Source organism: Cryobacterium sp. CG_9.6 (assembly GCF_029893365.1).
GTDB lineage: Bacteria > Actinomycetota > Actinomycetes > Actinomycetales > Microbacteriaceae > Cryobacterium.
The window spans coordinates 318,373-341,139 of record NZ_JARXUZ010000001.1; the positions used below are offsets into that span (position 1 = coordinate 318,373).

The window sequence follows — 22,767 nt, forward strand, 5'->3', positions numbered from 1 at the left end:
GTCGCTTTGCCACGCAATCTCGCACCGGTACTCGCTTCGTTCATATCTCGACAGGGGAACCACAGTTGGATGGAAATGCAACGTCGACGCACAAAAACGTCGCACTGTTGTCGGTTGTCAGTACCCTCGCCACCCGGATAACAACCTCACACGACATCGATAGCCAGCTTCAGCCTGTGCTTCGGCGTCTTCGGCTGCCGAGCGGTCTGCTCCAGCGCGTGGCAGGCGTGCAGGAGCGCCGCAACTGGGCCGAGGGTGAAACGTTCGACGACGCCGCGGTGTTAGCGGGCAAGCAGGCGCTCCTCGAAGCTGGGATCGAGCCGGGCCAGGTTGGCCTGCTCATTAATACCTCGGTTACCCGAAAGCATCTTGAACCGTCGGTTGCCGTGCGCATTCACCACGGACTGGGCCTCCCCTCATCGGCGATCAACTTCGACATCGCGAACGCGTGCCTCGGATTCGTGAACGGCATGACTCTCGCTGCCCAGCTCATCGACTCCGGACAGATTAAGTACGCCGTGGTCATTGACGGTGAGGACGCCGACGAGATTCAGGTCAACACGATCGAACGCCTGCAGCGCGAAGGTATTAAACGTAAAGATTTCATGAGCGAGTTCGCGAGCCTCACTCTGGGTTCCGGCGCGGCGGCCGCCGTGCTGGGTCCGCTCGATGCGCACCCCGGCGGACACCGCATTCTGGGCGGCGTCACTCGCGCCGCCACCCAGTTCAATGACCTGTGCGTGGGCAGTGTTGACGGCATGTTCACCGACGCGAAGGCGCTCCTCAAGGGCGGCATGGAACTCGTCGTGTCCGCGTGGACCGCTGCGCGCCGCGACTGGAACTGGGCCAACATGGACCGGTACATCGTGCATCAGGTGTCCGATGTGCACACCAATGCGCTCGTGAAGGCCACCGGTCTTGACCGTTCGAAGGTGCCACTCACCTATCCGACCCTCGGCAATGTGGGTCCCGCGTCGATTCCGATCACCCTTGCTCAGGAGGCCCCGCTGCTGAAGCCCGGCAACCGGGTACTGCTCATGGGCGTGGGTTCGGGCCTCAACACCGCCATGATGGAGATTCTCTGGTGACTCGTCGCCTTCCCCGCGCCGGCTCCACCGCGGCTGCGGCCGAGCTGCCACCGCTCGGACTCGCCGGCCTCGATCCCGCATTCTCTCGCCTGATTGAGGTGCCCGAGAGCGGTTCGGACGACACCGTGCGTACCTGGCACGTGCTCGACAACGGGGCGCAGCTGGCGGCACTCGGGGTCACCCCCGTGGGCACCATTCTGTGCGTGCACGGTAACCCCACCTGGTCCTACCTCTGGCGCCGGCTCGTAACGCAGGCAACGGATGCCGCCACGCGCGCCGCCGCCGAAGGTTCGGCAGATGCTCCGGCAGCGGGAGTGTGGCGCATCGTCGCCGTCGACCAGCTGGAGATGGGTTTCTCGGAGCGCACCGGTGTGCACCGCACCCTGGCGCGACGCGTGCAAGACCTCACCGACCTCACCGACACTCTCGGCCTCGACGGCTCGGTTGTCACGTTCGGGCACGACTGGGGCGGCTCCATCTCCCTCGGATGGGCGCTCGACCACAGGGCGCAGCTGGCCGGCGTCATGCTGCTCAACACCGCCGTGCACCAGCCCGAGAACGATGCCATTCCCGCTCCGCTGCGCCTCGCCCTCGGCAAGGGCATGCTCGGCCTGGCCACCGTCGTGACGCCCGCATTCCTCGACACCACGCTCGCTCTGGCACATCCGCCGCTCGACCCCGCGGTTAAGGCTGCGTACCGCGCACCGTATCTCGGCCAGGCGCGCCGAGGCGGAATCGGTGGCTTTGTCGCAGACATTCCCGTGGATGCCGCGCACGAGAGTTCTGCGGAACTCGACCGCATCGCCGCCGGGCTGCTGCAGCTGACGGTGCCCGCCCTCATGCTGTGGGGTCCCCGCGACCCCATCTTCAGCGACCGCTACCTCGACGACCTCATGAGCCGCATGCCGCACGCTGCCGTGCACCGCTTTGAGGGCTGCGGTCATCTACTGGCCGAAGACGCCGACTACGCCGGCGCCGCACTCACCTGGCTTGCTGACCTTCCGTCGGCTCTCGCGCCGGACTCGTCGTCGGCCGCGCCCGAATCGGTGCCGACTGAATCAACCCTGACCGAATCAACCCTGCCCGAATCAACCCTGCCCGGGGGATCCGCTGCGACGTGGGCGGATGGCACCGCGCACCCGCTGTGGCACCACCTGGATGAACTCTCGGCCAGTGACGACACCGCCCTTGTCGACATGGCTCCCGGTCACGGCGCTGACCCGCGTGTAGTTACCTGGCGTCAACTGTCTCGTCAGGTGCGCCGGCTCGCAACCGGCCTCGACCGCATTGGTGTGCGCCGCGGCGACCGGGTCTCCCTGCTTGTTCCTCCCGGCGCCGACCTCACCGCGGTGCTGTATGCCTGCGTGCGCATTGGCGCCATTGTGGTTGTTGCCGATGCCGGCCTCGGCCTCCGCGGCCTCACCCGTGCCGTGCGCGGTGCACGCCCGGACTTCGTCATTGGCGCCGCCCCGGGTCTGGCCGCTGCGCGCGCGCTCGGCTGGCCGGGACTGAAGATCTCCACCGCACGATTTCCCGCCGCTATGGCTCGCACCCTCGGAGTGCGGCACACGCTCGCCGAACTCATCGCGCTCGGCGCTGATGAGCAGCTGCCCGAGGTGCCCGGGCCGGACGATGTCGCGGCCGTTCTGTTCACGTCCGGTTCCACCGGTCCGGCCAAGGGCGTTGTCTACTCCCACGGTCAGCTCTCGGCCGTGGCCAACGCCCTCTTCGTGCAGTACGGCGTGGGGGTGGGTACCGGACTCGTTGCCGGCTTCGCCCCGTTCGCTCTGCTGGGACCGGCGCTCGGCGCCCGCTCGGTCACCCCCGACATGGACGTGACCTCACCCAAGACCCTCACCGCGGTGGCTGTCGCCGCGGCCGTGGCTGCCATTGATGCCACCGTGGTGTTTCTCTCGCCGGCCGCACTGGCCAATGTGGTTGCAACCGCCGACAGTCTGAGCGCTGCCGACCACGCGGCCCTACGGGGAGTGCGCACCTTTCTCTCCGCCGGTGCCCCCGTCTCGGAGCCGCTGCTGACCGCCGCAGCCAACCTCATGCCGGAAGCGAGTGCGCATACCCCGTACGGCATGACCGAGGGTCTGCTCATGGCCGATATCTCCCTGACGGGCATCCGTGCCGCCGCGGCCGCCGCACAAAACGGCACCGGGCCGGGCGGCGTGTGTGTGGGTCTCGGGGCCGCGACCACGAGCATCCGCATCTCTGCCCTCGACGATCACGGAAACGCTACCGGCGTGGCGGGCACCGACGCCAACGTGACCGGCGAGATCGTGGTGTCGGCGCCGCACGTGAAAGACCACTATGACCGACTGTGGGTGACCGACCGGGCGAGCCGGCGCAACGTGCCCACCGACGAGCGTCGCTGGCACCGCACCGGAGACGTGGGGCACCTCGATGACGCCGGACGCCTCTGGGTGGAGGGCCGGTTGCCACACGTGATCGTGACCGCCACGGGGGTTGTCACGCCGGTGGGTCCGGAACAGCGCATCGAATCGGTGCCGGCCGTCTCCCGCGCCGCCGTGGTGGGCGTTGGTGCCGTGGGTACCCAGCAGCTCGTGGCTGTTGTGGAGACCGCCACCGGAGCACGGCGCGTGGGTCTGGCTGCGGAGGCGCTGGCCGGAGAGGTGCGGGCATCCGTTTCGGTGCCGATTGCGGCCATTCTCGTCGTGCCGCACCTGCCCACCGATATTCGGCATAACTCCAAGATCGATCGCACACTGCTGTCGAACTGGGCGAGCGCAATTCTGGCCGGCGGGCGGATGGGCGCACCGTGAAGGTTCTGGTCACCGGTGCCAGCGGGTTTCTGGGACGTGCCGTGGCGGCCGAGATTGCGGCGGCGGGACATTCCGTGCGCACGTTCCAGCGGCGCCCCTCCGGAGTGCCGGGAGTGGAAGACGTTCTCGGATCACTCACCACGGCGGCCGATGTAACGCATGCCGTGAAGGGCATGGACGCCGTGGTGCACCTGGCGGCCAAGGTATCCCTCGCGGGCGACCCGGCCGAATTTACGGCCGTGAACGTGGAGGGAACACGCACGCTCCTGCGGCTCGCAGCGGATGCGGGAGCCTCGCGTTTCGTGTACGTGTCGTCGCCCTCCGTGGCGCACGCCGGCGCATCCATCATGGGGAGCGGCGCGGAGCCGGCCGACCCGGATCATGCGCGGGGAGACTACGCGCGCACCAAGGCGCAGGCGGAGCTGCTGGCCCTCGCGGCCGATTCGCCCTCATTCGCCGCGGTGGCGGTGCGACCGCATCTCGTCTGGGGCCCGGGTGACACCCAGCTGATTCAACGCATCGTGGATCGTGCCCGGTCGGGACGACTGCCCCTCCTCGGACGCGGTGCCGCCCTCATCGACACCACCTACATCGACAATGCGGCGTCGGCGATTGCGGCGGCCCTCGAGCGCGCGCCGGAGGTGCACGGCCGGTCGTACGTGATCACGAACGGCGAGCCGCGCCCGGTTGCGGAACTGCTCGCCGGCATCTGTGCGGCGGCGGGGGTGCGCGCACCCGCATGGCGCGTTCCCGCGGTTATTGCGCGCGGCGCGGGGTCTGTGATCGAGGCTGTGTGGCGAGTGCGTCCCGGAACGGATGAGCCGCCCATGACCCGGTTCCTCGCCGAACAGCTCTCTACCGCACACTGGTTTGACCAGCGCGCCACCCGAGCCGACCTCGGATGGACCCCCGCGGTGATCCTTGATGAGGGCCTCGCCCGACTGGCGGTCTCCTACCGTCGGGACATGCCCTTCGCGAGCTGAGCCTGCCGGTGAGCTCGGGCTACCGATCGGCTCAGGCTACCGATCGGCTCAGGCTACCGATCAGCTCAGGCTACATCGGTCGGGGAACCGCGCCGAGCGACCGCGTCACAAGGTCAAGCGCCTCATCGGGTGCGACACCGAGCTTTTCGATGCGGGTTGCGAACGCGGTGGCTGCCTCCTGCGCGTGGCGGTGTGCGGCATCACCGTTAGCGGCAACGAAAGACCCCATGCGACCGCGGGTTTCGATCAGGTCGTCCCGCTCGAGCTCCCGGTAGGCCCTGGCCACGGTATTGGTGGCAACTCCGAGGGTGGTGGCAAGAGCCCGAACCGTGGGCAGTCGCTCTCCGGGGGCCATCCGGCCGGCTCGAACCGCGTCCATCAGCTGAGCGCGAATCTGCTCAAACGGAGGTGTCGTCGCTTCGGGATCGATGGCGAGGAATGATTCTGGCACGGCATCTCCTTATGCTGAATGTGAGTGTGAGTGTGCGGGTGCTGTGACGCGGACGTGTGGTGTATTCCTGTGCTGACTATTGTGGCAACTCTAAGTCTCTGTGGCAACCCATTGGTGTAACTTACAGTGCCTTCCTGATCACTCCGTTCACCCCGGCATTCTCCCTCCGAGATCCTCGGTAGAGTCACTATATGACGGTACCGAGCGGCTTCCTCGCGCAACTGGGCGGGCTGCTGCCGACACTTCTCGGTGTGCTCATTCTGATGGCGATCGCGTCGCTGGCACTGCGCGGATATCGCACGCAGCATCCGTTTGCACCGCCGTTGGCCCTGCTGCGCGGCGCTTTGCAGCTTGCCGCGATCAGTCTCATTCTGAGCGGCATCATCAACGACCCGGTGTGGGTGGGTGTGGGCCTTCTGGTGATGTTCACGGCGGCTGTGTCCACGGTGATTCGACGCGTGGGGCCGAGTCGACAGAATCTACTCGGCGTGACCGCCGCCATGGCGCTCGGAGTGGGGGTCACACTGGCCGTCGTCTTTTCCACCGGCGCTATCGAATTCTCCCCACGCTACGTGCTCGCGATCGGGGGAATCGTCATTGGTAACGCCATGTCGATCGCGACGCTGACCGGCCGGCGGTTCCGTGAAGGGGTGGTTGATCACTGGGACGAGGTTGAGGGCTGGCTTGCGCTGGGGGCAACACCGCGCCAGGCCGCGCGCGATCTCGCCCGGCGGGCGGTGTACTTCGCCATGATTCCGTCAACGGACCAGACCAAGACCACGGGGCTCGTCACCCTGCCGGGCGCGTTTGTCGGCGCTATTTTTGGGGGGGCGTCGCCGGTTGAGGCCGGCCGGTTTCAGATCGTGGTGCTCGCCGGCATTCTCTGCGCGGGCTCAATTGCCGCCGTCACTCTGATGCACCTCACATCGCCCGTGGGGCAAAAACCGGTCACGGCCCTGCGCTAGCTAGTCGGCGGCCCGGTGAATCAGCCGGGACAGCACGATGGCGCTCCGCGTGTGATCCACATTGGGAGCGAGTCGCACCTTCTCGAGCGCCACCTCCAGCGCCGAAATGTCGCGTGCCCGGATATGCACCATGGCATCAGCGCTGCCGGTGATCGTGCCCGCATCCACGACCTCCGGCACGCCGGAGAGAATGCGCAGCAACTCGTCGGGGGCCACGGTGCCCCGGCAGAAGAGTTCCACGTAGGCCTCGGTACCCATGCCGTCAACGGCCGGGTCCACCTGAATCGTGAAGCTGCGAATCACGCGGTCGGACACGAGTCGGTCAACCCGACGCTTCACAGCGGATGCCGACAGCCCGATCACCGAGCCGATGTCGCCATATCCGGCCCGCGCGTTCTGGCGGAGCAGGTCGAGAATGCTGCGATCGAGATTGTCCATGACGCCAGTGTACGGGCGAATCGTGGAATTATTGCGTGAAAGCCGGTATTGACGCTGATTTCGTGCGCGATTCGGCGTGCATGGGAGATTCAAGCTGTGTGACACTGGGAGAGGCGTCCCGACAGTGATCTGCCCAGATCACGTCGGGCTCTCGTGAGCGACCTGGTCCGCCATCCATACCCGCCCCGCCGACTCGTCGAGCGGTTCGATAGAGGAGTCAGATCACGCCATGACCATCAACATTGACACCATTGCCGCCGCAGAGGCCCCCGTTCGCACTCCGGTGAAGCGCACCGTACTCATGTGTAAGCCCGACTTCTTTACCGTGGTGTACCGCATCAACCCGTGGATGGACCCGGCTCTGCCCACGGACACCAGCCTGGCCGTAGCCCAGTGGCAGACGCTGTACGACACCTATGTGAGCCTCGGCTTTGACGTGCACCTCATCGACCCGATCGACGGGCTGCCCGACATGGTCTACGCCGCCAACGGCGGTTTCGTCATTGACAACCAGGCCTACGGTGCCAAATTTACCCATGTGCAGCGCCAGCCCGAAGGCCCGGCCTACATGGACTGGTTCGGTGCCAACGGCTTTGACGTGCGCGTGCCGGTGGAGACGAACGAGGGCGAGGGTGACTTCCTCCTCGTGGGCGACGTGATTCTGGCCGGAACGGGTTTTCGCAGCGCGTCGGACAGCCATGCGGAGCTCTCCGCCATTGCCTCTCGCCCGGTGATCACCCTGAACCTGGTGAACCCGAGCTTCTACCACCTGGATACCGCCATCGCCGTGCTGGACGACACGAACATCGCCTACCTGCCGAGCGCCTTCGACGAGCCGAGCCTCACCATTTTGCGGGAGCGCTACCCGGATGCCATTCTCGCGACCGAGGAGGACGCCGCCATTCTGGGCCTGAACTCCTACTCCGATGGCTACAACGTGGTCATTGCCGCCCGCGCCACCGATTTTGCGCGTGAACTGCGCGCCCGCGGTTATAACCCGATCGGCGTCGACCTCTCCGAGCTTTTGCTCGGCGGCGGCGGCGTCAAGTGCTGCACCCTGGAGTTGCGCCGCTAAAACCAACCAATCCGCACCATCCACACACGATGACGAGTGAGGACACCATGACGACCGCGACACCCACCAGCACGGTGACACCGCAGCATTTCGCACCGGCCCCGGTCGGCATGGTTCCCCTCGACATCACAGCGGATGCCTCCCGCGCGCCGATTGCACTCGAGGTGCAGCATGCCGCACACAACTATCATCCGCTTGAGGTGGTGGTCGCTTCGGGGGAGGGTGCGTGGGTGACCGACGTGAATGGGCGTCGTTTCCTCGACTGCCTGGCGGCGTACTCCGCCGTGAACTTCGGCCACTCGGACCCGGTGCTCCTGGCTGCGGCTCGGGCACAACTCGGGCGCATCACGCTCACAAGCCGTGCGTTCTACAACGATCAGCTCGGCCCCTTCGTGACCGCGCTCGCCGAGCTGTGCGGCAAAGACATGGTGCTGCCCATGAACACGGGAGCCGAGGCGGTCGAGTCCGGCATCAAGGTGGCTCGGGCGTGGGGCTACCGGGTGAAGGGCGTTGCCGCCAACGCGGCCAACATCATTGTGGCTGCCGGTAATTTTCACGGTCGCACGACCACCATCGTGAGCTTCTCCGACGACGAGTCGGCTAGCCGTGGCTTTGGCCCCTTTACCCCGGGTTTTCGTATGGTGCCCTTCGGTGACGCCGCCGCCCTGGAAGCGGCCATGGACGAAAACACCGTCGCCGTGCTGCTCGAACCCATCCAGGGGGAGGCGGGCATCATCGTGCCGCCGGCGGACTACCTGCCGAGCGTGCGCGAAATCACGACCCGGCACAACGTGCTCTTCATTGCGGATGAGATTCAGTCCGGACTCGGCCGCACCGGAGCAACGTTTTCGTGCGACCTCGTGGGCGTGGTGCCCGACCTGTACCTGCTCGGCAAGGCTCTCGGCGGCGGCATCGTGCCCGTCTCGGCCGTTGTCGGCAACGCGGACATTTTGGGCGTGCTGAAGCCCGGCGAACACGGCTCCACGTTCGGCGGTAACCCCTTCGCAGCGGCCGTGGGGCTCGCCGTCGTGAAACTGCTGGCCACCGGTGAATATCAAAAGCGCGCGCGGGAGCTGGGAGCACGGCTGCACTCCGCACTCACGGCGCTCGTGGGACACGGTGTCGTGGAGGTGCGGGGAGCCGGCCTCTGGGCCGGAATCGATATTGATCCGGCCCTGGCGTCGGGTCGTGCGGTCTGCGAGGCGCTTCTCGTTCGCGGCGTGCTCGCCAAAGACACCCACGGGTCCACCATTCGGCTGGCTCCGCCCCTCGTCGTTTCCGCTGACGACATTGACTGGGCCGTCGCGCAGCTCGCCGCCGTGCTCGTCGAGCTCGCCGCGCCCTAACCGCGCCCGGCCCCGCGCTTTCCCAGTCTGCGTGCGTCGCCGCGCGCGGTTCCCGGGAACGTGATGAACCTAGGCTGGACTTATGTACACCGACCTGCCCGAAGCGCAGCTGCGCGCCCATGTCAGCACCCAGGCGGATCCCGCCGACTTCGATGAGTTCTGGGCCGGCACACTGGCCGAGACGCGGCGGCATCCGCTGAACGTCACCGTCACTCGGGTCGATGCGCCTCTCGCAACGCTTGACGTGTTCGATGTGACGTTTGCCGGGTTTGGCGGGCAGCCGATCCGGGCGTGGCTGCGCGTGCCGGCCGGCGCGACCGGTCCGCTGCCGACCATCGTGCAGTTTCACGGGTATGGCCGCGGACGCGGGCAGAGCTTTGAGAACCTGCTCTGGGCATCCGCCGGATTCGCCCACCTCGACATGGACCTCCGCGGGCAGGGTTGGGGTGGCAGCACGAGCGATACCGCCGACGAGGCCGGCAGCGGGCCGCAGTCGCCGGGTTTCATGACCCGCGGTATCGAGTCGAAGGAAACGTACTACTACCGCCGGGTGTACATGGATGCCGTTCGGGCCGTAGAGGCCGCGCGCAGCCTTGACGTGGTGGATGCCGCGCGCGTGGGCGTCATGGGAACCAGCCAGGGTGGCGGCATTGCGCTCGCCGTGGCCGGTCTGGTGCCGGAGGTTGCCGCGGTCGTGGCGCGCGTGCCGTTTCTCTGCGATTTTGCCCGGGCCTCGGTGATCACCGACGCGCATCCTTATCGCGAACTCGGCGTGTACCTTGCGGCGAATCGTCTGAAGGTTGACCAGGCCCACGAGACGCTCTCCTACTTTGACGGCGTGAACTTTGCGAAGCGTGCACGGGCGCCACTGGCGACGACCGCGGCGCTGATGGACCCGATCTGCCCGCCGTCCACGGTTTTCGGGGCGTTCAACAACTACGCCGGACCCAAAGAGATCACGGTGTGGCCCTACAACGCGCACGAGGGTGGCCTGTGGGAGGACGACGCGCTCGCCCTGCGCGCGTTTCGGCAGCACCTCTGATAATTCTTCCGCGGGGGTGGTATCACGGTGATACCATTTCCTCATGGCTATGACGGTGCGATTTTCCGAAGAACTGGACTCCGCCCTCGAGGCGATCGCGCGTGCACGGCGCATGTCCAAACACGCTGTTCTCGTGGAGGCAGCCGATCGGTTCGTGCGGGAGGAGTCCAAGACCGCGCGCGTGCTGGCGAGTGTTGACGAGACTCGTCAGGACTACGCGGAGCTGCTGCAGCGTTTGGAAGACGCCTAGTGGGCGACCGGCCGTGCTGTTGACATGACCGAGTATGTCGAACCGGAACAGGCCGTGGCCGTGGTGGCTCGTCTCGGGCTGCACATTCGAGATCGCGGGTTGTTGTTTTCGGCGCTGGCACGGCCGTCGGCCAGCATGTACGGCGAAGACGCCTATCCGACTCTCGAACTGAAGGCCGCCGCACTGTTTTCGTCGCTGGCTCAGAACCATTCGCTGTTCGACGGCAATAAGCGGCTCTCGTGGTTGCTGACGCTGGCTTTCCTCCGACTGAATGGATGTCGGGTGGTGATGACCACAGACGATGCATTTACTCTCGTGCTAGCGGTCGCCGAGGGGCAGAAAAAGCTCGACGAGATTGCCGCGGTCCTGGCCGCCCACCTCACCCCGGCGTGACCGCGGAACCGGTGCACGGTGCCGGGGTTGTCGCGGCGTAGGCTGCTCCCGGCGTACCGGGAACAGCCATCCGCTTCAGTGGAGCCGACTCAGGCGCGGGAGGCCGGTGCTACCTTCGGTGTGGTCACGGCGGCCGACGCCGAGCGCACTGCGGGCTTACGTACCGGTGATTTGCGGGCCGGCACGGCTGCCGCGGCGGCCACAACGGGCTGGGCGAGGGGCATGAGCCGGGCCAGTTGGGTGACGTGGCTGGGGTTCAGCTCCTCGAGCGCGTTCACGCCGAGGAGGCGCATGGTGCGGGCGATCTGGTCGGAGAGAATCTGAATCGTGCGGTCAACCCCGGCCTCACCGCCAGCCATGAGGCCGTACAGGTAGGCACGGCCGATCATCGTGAAGCGCGCACCGAGAGCAACGGATGCCACGATGTCCGCTCCCGACATGATGCCCGTGTCGAGGTGCACCTCGGTGTGGGCGCCGACCTCACGCACAACCTGCGGAAGGAGGTGGAACGGGATGGGCGCACGGTCAAGCTGGCGACCACCGTGGTTGGAGAGCGTGATGCCGTCGACGCCGAGGTCAACGAGGCGCTTGGCGTCCTCGAGGTTCTGAACCCCCTTGACGACCACCTTGCCCGGCCACTGCGCCTTGATCCAGGCGAGGTCGTCAAAGGTGACCGTGGGGTCGAACATCGAGTCGATGAGCTCGCCCACGGTGCCGCTGGAACGGTCCAGGCTCGCAAAGGACAGCGGTTCGGTGGTGAGGAAGTTGATCCACCACTCCGGTCGCGGCAGGGCGTTGACCACGGTACCGAGCGTGAGGGCCGGCGGAATCGAGAAGCCGTTGCGCTTGTCGCGCAGCCGCGCACCGGCCACGGGCACGTCGACGGTCACCAGCAGCGTGTCATAACCGGCGCGGGCGGCGCGGTCCACGAGCGCCATGGAGCGGTCGCGGTCCTTCCACATGTACAGCTGGAACCAGTTGCGTCCGTCGGGGTTGGCGGCCTTCACGTCTTCAATGGAGGTCGTGCCCATCGTGGAGAGGGCGAAGGGGATACCGGCGCGACCGGCCGCGTGGGCACCCGCGATTTCGCCCTCGGTCTGCATCATGCGCGTGAAGCCGGTGGGCGCGATGCCGAAGGGCTGCGCCACGGGGGCACCGAGCACGTCCCAGCCGGTCGAGACCGTCGAGACATCGCGCAGAATCGAGGGGCTGAACTCGATGTCCTCAAAGGCCTGGCGCGCCCGCGCCAACGAAATCTCCGCCTCGGCGGCACCTTCGGTGTAGTCGAACGCGGCCTTCGGTGTGCGCTTCTGTGCGATCGCACGCAGGTCGTGGATGGTGAGCGCGGCGTCGAGGCGACGCTTCTTGGCGTTGAGTTCCGGCGCCTTGAACTTCATGAGCGGGGCGAGATCTTTAATCTTGGGGATGCGACGTTGAACCATGGCAAGAGTTCCGTTCTGGTTAGCGGGTGAGAGTGGTGTGAAGTGCGGGTGGGGTGAGGTGCGTTTCGGCGTAGTACCCAGAAATGTGGGATTCAATGGCGTGGCGCGCGGCATCCGCTTCACCGGCCGTGATGGCTGCCACAATGCTTCGATGCTCACGCCGGAGGCGAGCGGATGTGTCTGCCCAGCTCGCGAGACCAGCCACGCCCGCGCGCGCGTAGCTCTCGATCGCGCTGCGGAGGCCGGCCATGGTGGCGGTGACCACCTGGTTACCGGCGGCCTCGGCGAGCGACAGGTGAAACTGGGCGTCGAGGGCGAGGAATTCGGCCTCGGTGAGCCCGGGGCGCTCCATGGCGTCGAGTAGGCGCTCGGATTCGGCCAGATCGGGCGCTCGGAGCTCCGCGGCGCGGGCGAGTTCGGTGGCCACCGAGCCCTCGAGGAGGAGTCGGGTCTTCACCACATCGGTGACCGGGAAGCCCTGGGCGGCGACCTGCAGACGCATGAGCGCCGACATTCCGCCCCCGGGAAGCGCCACGATGATGGCGCCGGCCGACGGACCCGATCCCACGTTGGTGCGAATAAGGCCGAGCACTTCAAGCACCCGCACGGCCTCGCGCACGCTGGAGCGCCCGACGCCGAGCGTGGCGGCGAGGGTGCGTTCGGGGGGCAGATGGTCGCCGGGGCCGAGCCGGCCAGAGATCAGGTCGAGTTCGATGCTCTGCAACACGATCTCCCAGGCGCGGGGTGCCGAATCGATGGTGGGCACGAGCGCGGCGGTCGTCACGGTGTATCTCCCTCGATTGTCATGTGGTCTGACCACAGGCTACACGAGATCGGGCAGATTGGGCAGCTAGGGTTTCAGTCAGCGATTCGGTCGTGGATGTCAGCTGACACCACCCACTGACATCAGCCACGACCGACGCTCTGACCCCGGGAGAGACCGTGAACGCGCTCAAGATGCCCCAGCTCATCGACCTGCAACTGCCCTCCGGGCCCGGAGGGAGCGTGGGGCTGAAGGCGCTGCTGGCCGTTCCCGCCGGACCGGGACCCTGGCCTGGGGTCGTCCTCGTGCACGAGGCCTTCGGGCTCACCGACGTGATGCGGCGCCAGGTGCTGCGCATGGCCGAAGCCGGCTACCTCGCGCTCATGCCCGACCTGTTCACCGAGGGCGGCACCCGCACGTGCCTCGTTGCCACGTTCCGGGCGCTGTCGGCCGGAACCGGTCGCGCGTTCGTAGATATTGAGTCGGCGCGCACGTTTTTGGCCGCGCGGTCTGACTGCACCGGCCGGATCGGGGTGCTCGGATTCTGCATGGGTGGCGGCTTTGCCCTCGCCACCGCTACGCGCGGCTTCGACGCGGCATCCGTGAACTATGGCCGACTCCCCGCCGAACTCGACGCGCAGCTGCTCGGAGCGTGCCCCATCGTGGGGAGCTATGGCGGCACCGACAAGTCCCTCACCGGCGCGGCGGCGAAACTCGATGCGGCCCTCGCGCAGCGCGGGATTGCGCACGACGTGAAGGAATACCCGGGCGCCGGTCACAGCTTCCTGAACGACGCCGACACCGGTCCGCGCCTGCTGCGTCCCGTCCTGAAACGTTTCCTGGGCGTGGGGCCGAATCCCGAGGCGACCACCGATGCCTGGCTGCGAATCGAAGCCTTCTTCGGGGAACACCTCGGCGGGCCTCCGGGGAAAAAGCCGGGCGCACAGTCACCCGAGAGCAGCGCCGGGTAGGTGTTCTCGCCCTCGGACCACACCAGCCCTGCGGCGCAATCCGAAAAACGGTCGACCCCAGATGTTTGCCGGCATCACGTAGAGTGCGAGTACACCCCCTAACAGGTGTGGTCACCCAGCGCTGTGCACGATAGCCGGGGCGTCCCTGCCTCGCGGAGGGTCATGACCCTATCCACGGGGTCGATCAACTTCTCGATCGGACACAATGCGCTCCCGTCTTGCTCTTGCTCTCATTCCCCTCGTCGCCTTCTCGGCCGTCACCGTCGCGGCCCCCGCGATCGCGGCAGAACCCGGCAGCCAGGTATCCGTTTCCAGCCTGCTGTCCGAGGTGGCCACCGCCTCTGACAGCACCGCCACCTATGACCGTTCCCTGTTCCAGCACTGGATCGACGCCGACGGCGACGGCTGCGATACTCGCCAGGAGGTGCTGATCCTTGAGTCCACGGTGCCCGTGCAGCTGGGCTCGGGCTGCTCCGTCACGAGTGGAAAGTGGGAGTCCTGGTACGACGGCGCCACCTGGACCGTGCCGTCCGACGTAGACATCGACCACTTCGTGCCCCTCGGTGAGGCGTGGCGTTCGGGCGCGGACACCTGGTCCGCCGAGCAGCGCAAGGCCTTCGCCAACGACCTCGGCCTCGATGTGGGTCTCGAAGCCGTGACCGACAACGTCAATCAGTCCAAGGGTGATCGGGATCCGGCCAACTGGATGCCGCCGCTCGCCGGAGTGGAGTGCCGGTACGTGACGGATTGGGTGGTCGTGAAGTATCGCTGGGACCTCACCGTGGACGCGACCGAACGTGCCGCGCTGGATAACACCCTCAACGGCACCTGTGGCTCCGCACTCGTGACGGTACCAGCCAAGGGCGGACCCGCCACCTCGACAACCCCCACCACCGAGCCGACGCCCACGCCCACGCCGACACCTACGCAGACGGCAGACCCGTCGGCACCGGCGAACCCCGGTGACACGAAGAACTGTGGCGATTTCGCCATCTGGACCGACGCTCAGGCTTGGTACGACACGTACTACCCGTATTACGGTGACGTTGCTCGCCTGGACTCCAACGGTGACGGCGTCGTCTGCGAGTCACTACCCGGCGCTCCGTAGGCCGCATCCGGCTCAGCTGAGCCGCCACCGCGCCCGATGTGGGTGGCCGCTACGCCGGTTACCCTAGGACTCACCCATTTCGGGCGCGGCGGGGGTTGTGGCGGACCGAGCTAGCTCTGCAGCACCACGTTCACGGGGGTGTCGCCACGCTGCATCCGCTCAATTTGGTCCCGGATGAGCCGAACCATGCGTGGGCGCATCGCACTTGATGCTCCGCCCACGTGGGGTGAGATCAGCACGTTCGGCAGCGCAAAGAGCGGATGCCCGTGGGGCAGCGGTTCGGGATCGGTCACGTCGAGTGCCAAGCGCAGCCGCCCACTGCTCGCATGCGCCAGGAGGGCGTCGGTGTCAGCAACCGGGCCGCGCGCGATGTTCACGAGCAGCGCCCCGTCACGCATCAGGGAGAGGAACGCATCGTCTACGAGGTGAGTCGTGGATTCGTTCAGCGGTACCCCGATCACCACGATGTCGGCCTGCGGCAGTAGCTCCGGCAGCTTGTCCAGGGCGTGGATCTCGCCGCGTGCATCGCTGCGAGCGGTGCGGGCCACCCGAATGACCGTGGTCTCGAAGGCCAGCAGCCGTGACTCGATGGCGGCCCCGACTCCGCCGTAACCCACGAGCAGCACGGTGCGATCGGCGAGGCTCGGGTGGTGCGCCGGTGCCCACTCGCCCCGGTCGGCGGCACGCACGAAGTCGGGAAGGCCGCGCTGTGAGGCGAGGATCAGGGCGAGGGTGAGCTCGGCGGTTGAGGTCTCGTGAACGGTGGTGGCGTTGGCAAACACATGGCCGGCCGGCAACAACTGGTCGATGCCGTCGTAGCCAATCGATTGGCTCTGCACGAGACGAGTGTCGACGCCCGCGAGGTGCGCCACCCGGTTGGCGGCGCCCATATATGGCGTGACGACCAGGTCAATCTCGGGAAAGGGAGCCGGGCCGTCCATGGGCCAGTGCACGAACTCGACCCCGTCGATGGCTCCGAGGGCGTCGCGCAGGTCGGATTCGGGCAGGCTGACGCGCAGGGCAAGGGGACTCATCCGTCAAGCCTAGACGGGGTGCCGCCACGCGCCGGTGGTGGCGGCGTTTGCACCTTCCGGGGCCGGGCCACGGTGTGATTGCCGCCGGTCCCGCGTGGAGTCGGGCGGCCTGGAACCTGGGTGGCGGCGTTTGCACCTTCCGGGGTCGGGGGACGGTGTGATTGCCGCCGGTCTCGCCTGGAGTCGGGCGGCCTGGAGCCCGGGTGGCGGCGTTTGCACCTTCCGGGGTCGGGGGACGGTGTGATTGACGCCAGGCTACTGGCGCACGGGCTCCCGACGCAGCGGTGTTTTCGCCGGCGCTCGCCGCAGGGTACTCAGGGCCACCCCCGCGAAGACGATCACGCCGCCAATGAGCTGCGGTGTGGTGAGCTGCGCACCCAGGATGACCGCGATGATCACGGTGAAGACGGTGATCAGGTTGAGAAACAGTCCCGCTCGCCCCGGCGGCATGCTCTTCAGTGCCGAATTCCAGAGCACATAGGAGCCAATCGAGGGAAAGATGGCGATGCAGATGACGGCCCAGCCGATGGCGGCATCTGCTGGCCAACTGGCACCGCCGGCAATGGCGACGGGTGCCAGCAGCACCGCCACCATGGTGCCCTGCACCGCCGTGGCGGTAATCGGAGGCACCGGGAGCCCGCGCCCCGCGATTGTGTAGAGGCTCCACACCACGATGGCGCCCACCATAAGCACGTCGCCCGCATTGGGTGAGCGCGTGAAAACGGATGCGAGAGCGCCATTCGTGATGATGAGCACCACTCCGAACAGGCCGAGGACCAGCCCTGCGATGCCGCGCCATTCGATACGTTCACGCAGCAGAAGAGCCGCAAGCACGACCATGACCGCCGGGTTCGCTGCGTTGATGAGGGAGGCGGATTGCGGGGAGGTGTACTGCAGAGCTGTGTACAGGAGCAGGTTGTACCCACCCACCCCAAGGCTGGCCAGAAGAAGCAGGCGTGGCCAGTGCCGCAGAACCTGGCTCCAGTCGGGCTTTTCCACGACCTGCGCGAGGATCAGCAGCGGCACGCAGGCCAGCAGCCAGCGCAGCCAGGTGAGTTCCACCGGTGACAGGGTCTGCACCGCAATGGCGCCCACCACGTAGTTGCCGGCCCACATGAGCGTGGCGAGAACGAGGGCAATCGTCGCTTTCATGCGGATTCGAGGGCGTGATGCAGAGCCGGGAGATCGCTCGGGTGGGCCGGGAGTTGCGGGCCCCGGGGGGCATCCGTTTCGAATCCGCAGAGGGACGCGAGGGCATGCAGGGCGCCCAGGCTGCGAGAACTGGAGTGAAGCGCGGTGGCCAGGGCAAGGAGGAGTGTTCGGTCGTCGGCGAGGTCGGCAGAGTTGCTGGCGCTCGCCTCGGTCTGGGATGAGCGCCAGACGCGCGCGTACTGCGCCGGTTTGAGGGCGGCGAGGCCGGTGTGCCAGGCGTCGACGGCGGGAAGGTCGGTCAGAAGCTGCGTATCGCCGCTCAGCCCAAGGCTCAACTCGGTGCCGCCGGCCGAGCGCAGGTTGACGAGACGTGACACGGGGCGGCCGGGGCGTGGAGCCGGCTCCTTGAGCGCCATCAGATTTGTCTCGGCCAGCAGCAGCGTCAACACCGTTGGTGGCAGGTCATACTGTGTTTCCCTGGGCTTGTTGTAAAAGCAGATGGGCAGCGGTGTTGCGTCGCTCAGTTCCTTCACCAGAGCGATTACCTCATCATCATCCAGTGGCGCATAAGAGAAGGGAGCGATCACCAGGCCGGACGCGCCGAGGTCGGCGGCATCCCGCGCGAAAGCGATCACGTCGCGGGTCGTCGGTGCCGTGACGGCGACGTAGACCGGAATGGCAACGGTGTTTGAAATGGGCTCAGCACTCGCGGCGGCGGTAGCAGCCACCGCGGTCTCCACGATCTGTCGGCGTTCGTCGCGGTCGAATGAAATGCCCCCGCCGGATGACGCGAGCACCGTCACCCCGTCGACTCCCGCCGCAGCGACCCCGGTCACCAGCCGCCCCAGAACGTCATGGTTGACGAGCCCTTCCGGTAGGGTGAGCGGTGTGATCGGGTACGCGATCAGGCCGCGAAAGACCTGCGTGGAATGATTCATCGTGCCCCTGACGCTCCGGTGATGGTCTCCCTCGACCCTAGACCGTGGCGCGGCGTGCCGATGATCAGCCCTGCGGGTTGTAGCGCCGCGGTGTGCAGGCGTGCGTTACCAGGGAGCGCAGGCTCTCGAGGCTCCCGGTGACGAGTCCCTGCGCTCGGGCTTGCACGAGAACATTGCCGATGGCAGTCGCCTCCACCGGCCCCGCCAGCACGGTGAAATTAGCCGTGGTCCCGCTCTCCTCCATCCGCCAGCCGAGCGAACTCATCGGTTACACCGCTGTCGACCTCCTGTTGCGCGAGGCAGCAGGCGGTGTGAACTTCGAGCACGAACAGATTGTGTTTCAGCCCGAGCTCGTGGTGCGGGAGTCCACCGCCTGAACTCGCACCGCTGGCCCGGACGCTCGTCAGCGAGCCGTCGCGCGACGGCGACGGTCGGAGCCACCTCGAACGCTGCGGTTCAGGCGACGATCGCCGTAGTAGAGCACGGAAGCCCAGTCAACGTCTTTGGGCTCCTTGCTGAGGTGCACCGGAACCTCTTTCTTGGGCTTTCGTGGCTCCACATACAGCCAACTCAGCATGCCGAGGAAGACATCAACCACCGAATTTCGCAGGCCTATGTAGTACGTGATCGCCACGGACGCCAACACCGTGTTCAGCACGGCGAAGGCCACGTTTCCCCAATTACCGGCATCCACGTTGCGCCACACCGTAAGCAGGGAGAATGCCACGATGAGGTACGGAACAACAACGTAGAGCCCGGGTGCGGCGGTGCGGTTTTTCACCTTCGGCGTGCGCACAAACGGAATTTTCTCGCCCGTGATGGCCTGTTGCAACGACTTGAGCACGCCCGCAAGGTTCACGGGAAGCAGAATCAGATTGAAGCCGTAGATGCGGAAAATATCGCTGAATCGGTGGCCACATTCCTTGAGATCGCTGCCCATGGCGAGAAAATATGGCAGAGCGGCGAAGAAGACGAGGGGGCTCAGCAGGCGGCTGTCATAGGGGTAGGCGAGCAGAAAGATCAGACCAAATGTCGACCACGCAATGGACCCCATGTAGTTGACGCGCAGGAGCAGCTCCCGGAACAGAATCGGCTCACGATTGAAGCGTCTGTGGGTCACCTGATTCCACAGCTTGGGCAGAATGAGGAGGCCACCATTGGCCCAGCGCCGTCGCTGCACCACGAGGGAACCGAAGTCGGGCGGGGTGGCGCTGTAGCTGAGGCGCTCGGGATAGTTGGCCAGTGTCCACCCGTGAGTACCGAGGTCAACACTCGACTCGGTGTCCTCAATAACCGTGCGGTCCTGAATGTAGGTGCGAATCTCAAAACCACCCACGGACTCCACCTCCACGATGTCCTCCAGCGCGCGCTTGCGGATGACCGCATTCGCCCCCACCCAGAAGGTCGCTCCGTAGTAGGTCATTCCCTGATGCAGAATGTGCTGGATGTCGGTGGTCGCCCCGGCAACGCGCTCGATTCGTGTCGGCGCACCACGAAACGACGAGTACGGAGTCTGGGTTACCGCAACACGTTCATTCCCCGCGGACTCAAGAAAATACACGAGGCGCAGACAGTAATCCCGCAGCAGGAGGGAGTCGGCATCGAGCGTCAGCACGTAGACCGTGTCGGGCACCACGAGGTCGGTTGGTGCGGAGTCGACGGACGGTCGCAGCACGACCGAGCCGGTCTCCTCGTCGCGCACCCACCGCCCACCCATCAGTGAGATGTACGAGTTGAGGTTCATGGCCTTGTTGGCCTCGTGCGACAGATTGGCGAACTGCTTGCGTTCGAACGTATTTAGGGTTACCTCGAAGATCGAGGTAAGCCTCGAATACAGGCGAAACATGTTGTTGTCGTCGGGGGAACCCTTTTGCACGAGAGCTGACTGGAGCCCGAGGAGCGTCAGTCGCAGTTCGCTCGCCAGCCCCAGAAGAACGGAGTCAACGAAGAAGTCGTCGACGTGGTCTTCGATCAGTTCCGCCTCCGCCATCTCCTCGAGCCAGGTTGCGGCAGCCTCGTATTCAGCGATGAGCAGTGGGAGCTCCGCTGTCGCCGAAGTAGGCGTGCGTTCGTAAAAGCCTGCAAGGGCGAGGCGAAATCGTTCCGCGGGTACTGACAGCGCATCGCGAATCTCGTTGGCCAGGGCGCGGGTTGCGGTGAGGCGCTCGATGATCGCCGGATCCGTCGGAAAGGGCGGATCATCGATCAGCAAAACGACGGTGAGATCGGGGAATTCCTGCAGGGCAGCAGACCAGAGTGTGCCGCGCACGACGCGTGGTTCCTCGGCGTAGGAGGGCACCAACACGGTGATGCCCTCGGTGTAGTTCTCAAAATGACGGTCGAGCTCACCCCGAGGCACGCGCTCGTGGTCGCGAAAGCGATAGAGGGCGCCCTGCCGGGCCAGGAGATACATCAGAGCGGAGAACGTGAGAACTGTGACGACGAGAAGGTAGGAAATGGCTTCAAACTGAAAACGGAAACCCGAATTCGGATTGTTGAGAAGCTCGGCAATGATGGTCGAGATGACGTAAGTGACCCACGACACAATCGTTATGACGATGCCTAAGCGACCGCGGGTGATCTTGCCGGCCGACGGCGTCGGGTGAACAATGGAGAGCGGATCCGGTCGCTTCTCGGCGCCCCACTGGCGGCGCCGAGCATCGGGGAGAAGCCGCGGCGGTGGCCGGAGGGCCTCGGGAGCAGATGCCTCGAGAGCAGCATTATGCGGTTCGGCAAGCGGCACTGATATGTCAGTCATGTCTTCCTCAGGCTGCGTTGTTCGGCCGGTCGGCCGGCCGACCTCAGGACCGCGCAATCTGAGCGCGTTGGCTATCGTGTCCCCCATAATAGGGTGCAAGTAACGAAATTGAAGCCTAAGTGCAAATGATAAGGAATCTTCACCGAACCCGGGGAGATTCGCCGGTGTGTTGCAACGTGATCGGTTGTTCCGAAAGGATTGCCGACCGAAGCCGTTATTGGAGATCGCCCAATGTCCCAACGCTTTCCAGGTCGTCGCCTCTCCGGAGTGCGTGTTGGCGCCGTGTTCGTTATCGCTGGTCTGGTGACCACGGGAGCGTACTTCGGGGTGAATCAATTGCAAGACGTTCAGGCCGCGTCAACGGGGGACTCGTTCTTCGCCGGCTACGTTGACGTAACGGCGCAGCCTGAGTTTGCTTTTACCCCGTCGAGCACGGGAACGGGCCAGAGCGCCATGCTCTCGTTTATCGTGGCGGACTCCACGGATCTCTGCAGCCCCTCCTGGGGTACCTTCTTCGGACCCGGCGAGTCGGGCGCCGGTCGCGACCTTGACCGACGAATCGCGCAGTACGCCCAAAATGGCGGCGAGGTGGCGATCTCGTTCGGTGGCCAGGCAAACAAGGAACTGGCCACCGTCTGCACCTCTGCGTCCCAGCTGAGAAAGGCCTACCGATCCGTTGTGGATCACTATGACCTGGAAACCATTGATCTTGACATTGAGGGCCGCAACCTCTCCGACGCCCAGGCCGGCCAGCGCCGAGCCCAGGCAATTGCGGCTGTGCAGGCCGAGCGAGCCTCTGCCGGCACGCCGCTCGCCGTGTGGCTCACCCTGCCCGTTTCCCCAACCGGACTGACCGAGGAGGGGCTCGTCGTCGTGCGTCAGATGCTCGACGCTCAGGTGGACCTCGCGGGTGTCAACGTCATGACCATGAACTACGGCGGCAGTCGAGACGCCTCGACAACCATGTTCGAGGCATCCGCTGCGGCAGCCGAAGCGACGCATGCGCAACTCGGCACGGTCTACCGGGTGAGTGGGCAGGACCTCGGCAACCGAGCCGTGTGGAGCAAGATCGGACTCACGCCCATGATTGGCCAGAATGACGAGGCCGGCGAGGTGTTCACCATGCGGGACGCCACCCTGCTGAACGCGTTCGCGCAGGAAATGGGTGTTGGGCGCATGTCGCTCTGGTCACTGAATCGGGATCACACCTGCAGTGCAAATTACCCCGATGTCACGCGGGTCTCCGATGTGTGCAGCGGCGTCGACCAGGGCAGTGCGGTCTTCGCCGATGTTCTCGGTCAGGGCTTCGCCAACCGCGTCGAGGCGATCACGTCGACACCTGGCCCCCCGGCGGTGGAGGTTGTGGACAACCCGGCCACCAGCCCGTATCCGATCTGGTCGGAGGGAAACTCCTACGTCACGGGTGAACGCATTGTCTGGCGCGGGCACGTCTATTCCGCCAGGTGGTACACCGAGGCTGTGCAGCCCGACGACCCGCTGATCGCCGCGGTCGAGGCCCCGTGGAAGCTGATCGGTCCGGTGCTGCCGGGCGATCGACCGGCCCCTGTGCTCGTTGTTCCTACCGGCACCTACCCCGCGTGGGCCGCTGATATGACATACCTGAAGCAGGATCGCGTCATGCTCGACGGACGAGTCTTTGAAGCGAAGTGGTGGTCGTTGGGCGATAGTCCGCAGACACGACTTGACGGTGGCAGCAACTCGCCGTGGGACCTGCTGAATGATTCCGAGATGGAGAAACTTCTGAGTCAGTAGAGGAG

General features: G+C 65.9%; 21 protein-coding genes. 13 read left to right on the forward strand and 8 right to left on the reverse strand.

The genetic code is table 11. From position 1 onward, the window contains the following. The first annotated feature begins 65 nt into the window (after positions 1–65). Genes H4V99_RS01470 through H4V99_RS01480 form a run of 3 tightly spaced genes read left to right on the forward strand, consistent with a single transcriptional unit; the run spans position 66 to position 4,863 of the window. A complete protein-coding gene (locus H4V99_RS01470) occupies positions 66–1,088 on the forward strand; it encodes a 3-oxoacyl-ACP synthase III (RefSeq protein WP_280674899.1) in 1,023 nt (340 codons plus the stop codon). Next, positions 1,085–3,880, forward strand: a complete 2,796-nt coding sequence (locus H4V99_RS01475; RefSeq protein WP_280674901.1) for an alpha/beta fold hydrolase — start codon at positions 1,085–1,087, stop codon at positions 3,878–3,880. The genes H4V99_RS01470 and H4V99_RS01475 overlap by 4 nt, the downstream gene beginning before the upstream one ends. Continuing rightward, positions 3,877–4,863 carry an NAD-dependent epimerase/dehydratase family protein gene (locus H4V99_RS01480; protein WP_280674903.1) on the forward strand — a complete coding sequence of 329 codons (987 nt, stop codon included), beginning with the start codon at positions 3,877–3,879 and terminating at the stop codon, positions 4,861–4,863. The genes H4V99_RS01475 and H4V99_RS01480 overlap by 4 nt, the downstream gene beginning before the upstream one ends. Before the next feature lie 70 nt (positions 4,864–4,933). On the opposite strand, the gene H4V99_RS01485 is transcribed toward H4V99_RS01480, so the two are convergent. Next, entirely contained in the window at positions 4,934–5,314 is a 381-nt protein-coding gene (locus H4V99_RS01485) for a GntR family transcriptional regulator (RefSeq protein ID WP_280674905.1), read from the reverse strand. A 191-nt stretch (positions 5,315–5,505) separates the two neighbouring features. Here H4V99_RS01485 and H4V99_RS01490 point away from each other — a divergent pair, with 191 nt between their 5' ends. After that, positions 5,506–6,279, forward strand: a complete 774-nt coding sequence (locus H4V99_RS01490; protein ID WP_280674907.1) for an ABC transporter permease — start codon at positions 5,506–5,508, stop codon at positions 6,277–6,279. On the opposite strand, the gene H4V99_RS01495 is transcribed toward H4V99_RS01490, so the two are convergent. Further along, the gene (locus H4V99_RS01495; RefSeq protein ID WP_280674909.1) at positions 6,280–6,717 is read right to left on the reverse strand and encodes an Lrp/AsnC family transcriptional regulator; all 438 of its coding nucleotides are present in this window, start codon (positions 6,715–6,717) and stop codon (positions 6,280–6,282) included. Positions 6,718–6,946: 229 nt separating this feature from the next. On the opposite strand from H4V99_RS01495, the gene ddaH reads away from it, so the two are divergent. The 5 genes from ddaH to H4V99_RS01520 all read left to right on the forward strand — a co-directional run bounded on the left by ddaH (position 6,947) and on the right by H4V99_RS01520 (position 10,823). Beyond that, positions 6,947–7,792 carry a dimethylargininase gene (gene ddaH, locus H4V99_RS01500; RefSeq protein ID WP_348522348.1) on the forward strand — a complete coding sequence of 282 codons (846 nt, stop codon included), beginning with the start codon at positions 6,947–6,949 and terminating at the stop codon, positions 7,790–7,792. A gap of 110 nt (positions 7,793–7,902) precedes the next feature. Then, the gene (rocD, locus tag H4V99_RS01505; RefSeq protein ID WP_280679877.1) at positions 7,903–9,138 is read left to right on the forward strand and encodes an ornithine--oxo-acid transaminase; all 1,236 of its coding nucleotides are present in this window, start codon (positions 7,903–7,905) and stop codon (positions 9,136–9,138) included. A gap of 82 nt (positions 9,139–9,220) precedes the next feature. Beyond that, positions 9,221–10,180, forward strand: a complete 960-nt coding sequence (locus H4V99_RS01510) for an acetylxylan esterase (RefSeq protein WP_280674911.1) — start codon at positions 9,221–9,223, stop codon at positions 10,178–10,180. Between the two features lie 43 nt (positions 10,181–10,223). Next, the gene (locus tag H4V99_RS01515; RefSeq protein ID WP_280674913.1) at positions 10,224–10,430 is read left to right on the forward strand and encodes a hypothetical protein; all 207 of its coding nucleotides are present in this window, start codon (positions 10,224–10,226) and stop codon (positions 10,428–10,430) included. A gap of 24 nt (positions 10,431–10,454) precedes the next feature. Then, positions 10,455–10,823 carry a type II toxin-antitoxin system death-on-curing family toxin gene (locus H4V99_RS01520; protein ID WP_280674915.1) on the forward strand — a complete coding sequence of 123 codons (369 nt, stop codon included), beginning with the start codon at positions 10,455–10,457 and terminating at the stop codon, positions 10,821–10,823. Between the two features lie 89 nt (positions 10,824–10,912). Here H4V99_RS01520 and H4V99_RS01525 read toward each other — a convergent pair whose 3' ends face one another. Continuing rightward, positions 10,913–12,265, reverse strand: coding sequence for an alpha-hydroxy acid oxidase (locus H4V99_RS01525; protein WP_280674917.1), 1,353 nt, complete (start codon positions 12,263–12,265; stop codon positions 10,913–10,915). A gap of 19 nt (positions 12,266–12,284) precedes the next feature. Then, a complete protein-coding gene (locus tag H4V99_RS01530; protein WP_280674919.1) occupies positions 12,285–13,049 on the reverse strand; it encodes an FCD domain-containing protein in 765 nt (254 codons plus the stop codon). Positions 13,050–13,207: 158 nt separating this feature from the next. Between H4V99_RS01530 and H4V99_RS01535 the strand changes: the two genes are divergently transcribed. Together H4V99_RS01535 and H4V99_RS01540 are read left to right on the forward strand one after the other, a co-directional pair. Continuing rightward, positions 13,208–13,999, forward strand: a complete 792-nt coding sequence (locus H4V99_RS01535; protein WP_348522349.1) for a dienelactone hydrolase family protein — start codon at positions 13,208–13,210, stop codon at positions 13,997–13,999. A 205-nt stretch (positions 14,000–14,204) separates the two neighbouring features. Continuing rightward, on the forward strand, positions 14,205–15,107 hold the full coding sequence (locus tag H4V99_RS01540; protein ID WP_280674921.1) for an HNH endonuclease family protein: 903 nt from the start codon (positions 14,205–14,207) through the stop codon (positions 15,105–15,107). A 110-nt stretch (positions 15,108–15,217) separates the two neighbouring features. Here the strand turns inward: H4V99_RS01540 and H4V99_RS01545 are convergent, their stop codons facing one another. The 3 genes from H4V99_RS01545 to H4V99_RS01555 all read right to left on the reverse strand — a co-directional run bounded on the left by H4V99_RS01545 (position 15,218) and on the right by H4V99_RS01555 (position 18,231). After that, complete coding sequence (locus tag H4V99_RS01545) at positions 15,218–16,141, reverse strand: 2-hydroxyacid dehydrogenase (RefSeq protein WP_280674923.1); 924 nt, start codon at positions 16,139–16,141, stop codon at positions 15,218–15,220. A gap of 255 nt (positions 16,142–16,396) precedes the next feature. Beyond that, positions 16,397–17,293 (reverse strand): DMT family transporter, encoded by an 897-nt coding sequence (locus tag H4V99_RS01550; RefSeq protein ID WP_280674925.1) that lies wholly within the window; start codon positions 17,291–17,293, stop codon positions 16,397–16,399. Further along, a complete protein-coding gene (locus H4V99_RS01555) occupies positions 17,290–18,231 on the reverse strand; it encodes a dihydrodipicolinate synthase family protein (RefSeq protein WP_280674927.1) in 942 nt (313 codons plus the stop codon). Before H4V99_RS01555 ends, H4V99_RS01550 begins: the two co-directional genes overlap by 4 nt. Before the next feature lie 179 nt (positions 18,232–18,410). Between H4V99_RS01555 and H4V99_RS01560 the strand changes: the two genes are divergently transcribed. After that, positions 18,411–18,608 (forward strand): substrate-binding domain-containing protein, encoded by a 198-nt coding sequence (locus tag H4V99_RS01560; RefSeq protein ID WP_348522350.1) that lies wholly within the window; start codon positions 18,411–18,413, stop codon positions 18,606–18,608. 26 nt (positions 18,609–18,634) lie between these two features. Here H4V99_RS01560 and H4V99_RS01565 read toward each other — a convergent pair whose 3' ends face one another. Beyond that, on the reverse strand, positions 18,635–20,989 hold the full coding sequence (locus H4V99_RS01565) for a glycosyltransferase family 2 protein (protein WP_280674929.1): 2,355 nt from the start codon (positions 20,987–20,989) through the stop codon (positions 18,635–18,637). A gap of 231 nt (positions 20,990–21,220) precedes the next feature. Between H4V99_RS01565 and H4V99_RS01570 the strand changes: the two genes are divergently transcribed. Further along, positions 21,221–22,762, forward strand: a complete 1,542-nt coding sequence (locus H4V99_RS01570; RefSeq protein ID WP_280674930.1) for a glycosyl hydrolase family 18 protein — start codon at positions 21,221–21,223, stop codon at positions 22,760–22,762. Positions 22,763–22,767: the final 5 nt, after the last annotated feature.

Coding starts and splice junctions, on each gene's coding strand:
- rocD (WP_280679877.1), top strand. CDS start 7,903: ATGGTTCCCCTCGACATCACAGCGGATGCCTCCCGCGCGCCGATTGCA.
- H4V99_RS01560 (WP_348522350.1), top strand. CDS start 18,411: ATGGCAGTCGCCTCCACCGGCCCCGCCAGCACGGTGAAATTAGCCGTG.
- H4V99_RS01540 (WP_280674921.1), top strand. CDS start 14,205: ATGCGCTCCCGTCTTGCTCTTGCTCTCATTCCCCTCGTCGCCTTCTCG.
- H4V99_RS01510 (WP_280674911.1), top strand. CDS start 9,221: ATGTACACCGACCTGCCCGAAGCGCAGCTGCGCGCCCATGTCAGCACC.
- H4V99_RS01545 (WP_280674923.1), bottom strand. CDS start 16,141: ATGAGTCCCCTTGCCCTGCGCGTCAGCCTGCCCGAATCCGACCTGCGC.
- H4V99_RS01550 (WP_280674925.1), bottom strand. CDS start 17,293: ATGAAAGCGACGATTGCCCTCGTTCTCGCCACGCTCATGTGGGCCGGC.
- H4V99_RS01495 (WP_280674909.1), bottom strand. CDS start 6,717: ATGGACAATCTCGATCGCAGCATTCTCGACCTGCTCCGCCAGAACGCG.
- H4V99_RS01520 (WP_280674915.1), top strand. CDS start 10,455: ATGACCGAGTATGTCGAACCGGAACAGGCCGTGGCCGTGGTGGCTCGT.
- H4V99_RS01555 (WP_280674927.1), bottom strand. CDS start 18,231: ATGAATCATTCCACGCAGGTCTTTCGCGGCCTGATCGCGTACCCGATC.
- H4V99_RS01490 (WP_280674907.1), top strand. CDS start 5,506: ATGACGGTACCGAGCGGCTTCCTCGCGCAACTGGGCGGGCTGCTGCCG.
- H4V99_RS01565 (WP_280674929.1), bottom strand. CDS start 20,989: ATGACTGACATATCAGTGCCGCTTGCCGAACCGCATAATGCTGCTCTC.
- ddaH (WP_348522348.1), top strand. CDS start 6,947: ATGACCATCAACATTGACACCATTGCCGCCGCAGAGGCCCCCGTTCGC.
- H4V99_RS01515 (WP_280674913.1), top strand. CDS start 10,224: ATGGCTATGACGGTGCGATTTTCCGAAGAACTGGACTCCGCCCTCGAG.
- H4V99_RS01570 (WP_280674930.1), top strand. CDS start 21,221: ATGTCCCAACGCTTTCCAGGTCGTCGCCTCTCCGGAGTGCGTGTTGGC.
- H4V99_RS01525 (WP_280674917.1), bottom strand. CDS start 12,265: ATGGTTCAACGTCGCATCCCCAAGATTAAAGATCTCGCCCCGCTCATG.